At 73.6% G+C, this 3682-nt stretch carries 3 protein-coding genes; 1 reads left to right on the forward strand and 2 read right to left on the reverse strand.

Going from position 1 to position 3682, the window contains the following annotated elements; all coding sequences use genetic code 11:
* Window positions 1-510: ABC transporter ATP-binding protein (locus tag ACWDX9_RS61110; RefSeq protein WP_449973080.1), on the reverse strand; the 510-nt coding region annotated here is incomplete at its 3' end.
* Window positions 507-1640, reverse strand: a complete 1134-nt coding sequence (locus ACWDX9_RS61115; protein WP_449973081.1) for an efflux RND transporter periplasmic adaptor subunit — start codon at window positions 1638-1640, stop codon at window positions 507-509. The genes ACWDX9_RS61110 and ACWDX9_RS61115, both read right to left, overlap by 4 nt.
* A gap of 176 nt (window positions 1641-1816) precedes the next feature.
* Here ACWDX9_RS61115 and ACWDX9_RS61120 point away from each other — a divergent pair, with 176 nt between their 5' ends.
* Complete coding sequence (locus ACWDX9_RS61120) at window positions 1817-3556, forward strand: efflux RND transporter periplasmic adaptor subunit (protein ID WP_449973082.1); 1740 nt, start codon at window positions 1817-1819, stop codon at window positions 3554-3556.
* Window positions 3557-3682 lie beyond the last annotated feature (126 nt).

Raw genomic sequence — 3682 nt, forward strand, 5'->3', positions numbered from 1 at the left:
CAGCGCGGGCGCGGTGACCAGAGCTCTGGCCACGGCCACGCGCTGCTGCTGGCCGCCGGAGAGCTGGTTCGGCTCGTGGTGCACACGGTCGGTCAGCCCGACCTGGTCCAGCGCCGCCAGGGCCCGCCTGCGCCGCTCGGCCTGGCCGATGCCGCCGTACACCAGCGGCAGCTCGACGTTGGCCAGCGCGCTCATGCGCGGGATCAGGTTGAACGACTGGAACACGAACCCGACCCTGCGGTTGCGCAGGATGGCGAGCTGGCGCTCGTCCAGCTGTCCCACGTCGGCGCCGTCGATCAGGTACGTGCCGGAGGTGGGGATGTCGAGGCAGCCGAGGATGTTCATGAGGGTGGACTTGCCGGAGCCGGAGGCGCCCATGATGGCGACATAGTCGCCGCGCTCGACGTCCACGCTGATGCCGCGCAGGGCGCGGACCTTCGCGTCCCCCTCGCCGTACTCCTTGACCAGGTCCTTCACGCGCAGGACAGGGGGAACCTCCGGGGCCGTCATCGCCCGCCTCCCGGACCGCCGCCGCCGGGCACCCCGCCACCACCGGGGAAGCCGCCGCCACCGCCGAAGCGCAGGTTGCCGCCCGTGGTGCTCGTCGTGGTCGCCGGGGGCACGATCTGGTCGCCTTCGGAGACGCCCGACTTGATCTCGGTCAGCGTCGTGCCCTGCACGCCGACCTCCACCGGGGTCCTGGTCTGCGTGCCGTTCCTGATCAGGGTGACCGTGGTCTGGCCGCCGCTGGTGGAAACCGCCGTCGAGGGTACGGTGACGACGTTGTCGGCCTGGCCGACCACGACCTCGACCGTGGCCGTCTGGCCCAGCCGCACCTGGCCCGGGACCTTCGTGAACGTCACCGTGACCGGATATTGCACGACATTGTTGCTAGTGGAGGCGACCGGCTGGATCTGGGTGACCTTGCCCGTGGCTGTCACCCCCGGCAGGGCGTCGAACGTGACCGTGGCCTCCTGGCCGTTCTTGAGCTTGCCGACGTCGGACTCGGTGAAGGTGCCCACGAGCTGCAGCCTGCCGGTGTCGGCTAGCTCGACGAAGCCGCCGGAGCTCTGCGTGCCGCCGGAGCCCGAGGACTGGCCCGTGCCCTGGCCGGAGGTCGCGCTCGAACCCGACCCGGAGCCGGATCCGGAGCCCGATCCCGAGCTGCTGCCGCCGACCGAGCCGTTCACCGCCGTGATCGTGCCCTTGAACGGCGCCTTCAGCACGGTGGCCGCGACCGTGCGCTGGGCCTCCCGGTAGGCGTTGCGGGCCTTGATGTAGGAGGCGTAGAGCTGGGCCGTCGAGGTCCCGTCGTCGACGGCCTCGTCGTACGTGGCCTTGGCCGCCGACAGGCTCTCCTGCGCGGCGTCGTCGTCGATCCTGGCCAGGAGGTCGCCCTTGCTCACCTTGTCGCCGGCCTTGACGTAGATCTTCTCGACCGTCCCCGTCGTACCGAACGAGAGAGCCCTGGACTTGGAGCTCTCGACCGCGCCCGACGCGGACACCGAGGCCACCACGGAGCCGCGGCTCGCGGTCACGGTCCTGACGGCCGTCTGGCCCGCCGCCTGTCCCGTGCCGAGCTGGGCGTACGCGAGCGCGGCACCGCCCAGCAGGAGCACCACCAGCGCTCCGTTGGTCATCAGCGCTCTGCGCCGTGTGGACACCTTCACAGGCGGTGACCCTTGCACACCAGGCTGCGCCGGAGCCGCGAGCGAGCTGAACGTTCGCTGACAACCTGAGGGTCCCTCCAGGTACACAGGTAACTCTTAGGCTGCTCGCAGCCTGGCGCGAGCCGGCTTCGCCAGGATGGGCCGCCATGAGACCGACTTTCGCGCTGGGCGGCCTCGCCCTCGCCGTGCTCGTGGCCGGGTCCGGCCTGGCGCTGGCGCTGCGCGACGACGCACCGCCCACCGTCCAGGTACGGCTCGCCGCCGCGCAGCGCGGCCAGGTCACGGCCACGGTCAGCGCGGCGGGCAACACCGTGGACGGCTCGCGCAGGGACCTGGCGTTCGGCTCTTCGGGGACGCTGACCAAGGTGTACGTCAAAGTCGGGACCAAGGTGAAGAAGGGGCAGGTGCTGGCCAGGGTCGACGGGCGGTCGGCGCGGGAGGCGTACACGGCGGCCAAGGCCGATCTCGCCGCCGCCGAGGAGGCGCTGGAGGACGCCCAGAAGAAGGCGGCGTCCCCGACCACCGCCGCCAGCCCCGCGGCCTGTACGCCGTCCGGGAACGGCGCCACGCCGGCCACGTCCGCCGGCGGGACACCTGCTGGTTCGGCGACACCCACCCGAGGTGCGACCCCCATGGGCACGGCCACGGGCGCGGCGACGGGTGCGGCCACGGGTAAGGCCACGCCCACGGGCAGGCCGAGCGGTGGCGCGGTCGGCGGCTACGGGGCGCTCGGGCCCACGGCGCCACCCACCCAGGGCGTGTCCTTGAGCAACGGGAGCCCGGCCACCGGCTCCACCCCCCGCCCCACCAGCACGCCGACCTCCGTGCCCACGGACCCCGGCCCCACCGATCCCGGGCCCGAGCCGCAGCCCACGGTCACCGTCACCGTGACGGCCACCGTCACCACGACCGTCACCGCCACCCCGACCGGCGGCGCTCCCCAAGGCGGCATCCCGGGCGGGGGCTCGGACCAGTCCGGGAGCCGTCCCACCTCGGACGCCACGCCGTCCGCCACGAGCTCCGGCAAGCCGTCCACCAGCGCGAAGCCGTCGGCGACCGGCCGCCCCACGGGCAGCGGCAAGCCGTCGGCGAGAGCGAGCACCAGGCCGACCAGCGGCGCCGCCCGGCCGAACGCGCAGTCCTCCTGCAACCGCGGCACGGGCTCAGCGGGCCAGAGCCAGAGCCAGGCTCAAGCCCAGACTCAAGGCCAGGGTCAGGCCCAGGGGCAGGGCGGCGTCAGCGAGGAGCAGGCCGGCGCGAACGTGGACCGCGCGCAGGCCGCCCTCGAACAGGCCGCCGACGCCGTACGGGCGACCCGCATCGTGGCCCCCGCGGCGGGCACGGTGCTGTCACTGGCGGGCGCGGTCGGCGACCAGGCGGGCACCGGCACCTTCGTCAGCCTCGGCGACCTCAACGAGCTGCAGGTCCAGGCCATGGTCACCGAGTCGGACGTGAACCGGCTCAAGCTCGGCCAGAAGGCCCGGATCACCCTGGCCACCCGGAACGGCCGGCAGTACGAGGGGACGATCACGGCCATCGCGCCGACCGCGACGGTGAGCGGCCAGCTCGTCCGCTACTCGGTCACCCTGGCCTTCGACGAGCCGCCCACCGGGCTCATGCTCGGGCAGACCGCCTCGGTGACGGTCACCACGGACACGGCCGCGGACGCGATCTACGTGCCCGCCTCGGCGGTCCGCAGCAGGTCGGACGGCGCTCAGGTGGTCACGGTCCGGGCGGGCGGGCGTGACTCGGCGAAGGTGGTGCGGACGGGCGTCCGCGGCGACCAGTACGTGGAGGTGACCTCAGGGCTGCAGGAGAGCGACGAAGTGGTCATGTCGGGCGCCACGAACGGCGAGTTCCCGGATGCGAGCTGGCCCGGCGCCTGACCCCCCTGGAGCGGCGCTTGACCCCCTGGACCGGCGTCTGACCCCCTGGACCGGCCCGGCACCTCCTCTCCCGCCGGGTCCCGGGCAGGGCCGCACGTGGCGCGTGCCGCCCCGGCCCGGCGCGCC

The sequence above is a fragment of the Nonomuraea sp. NPDC003201 genome, assembly GCF_053590415.1.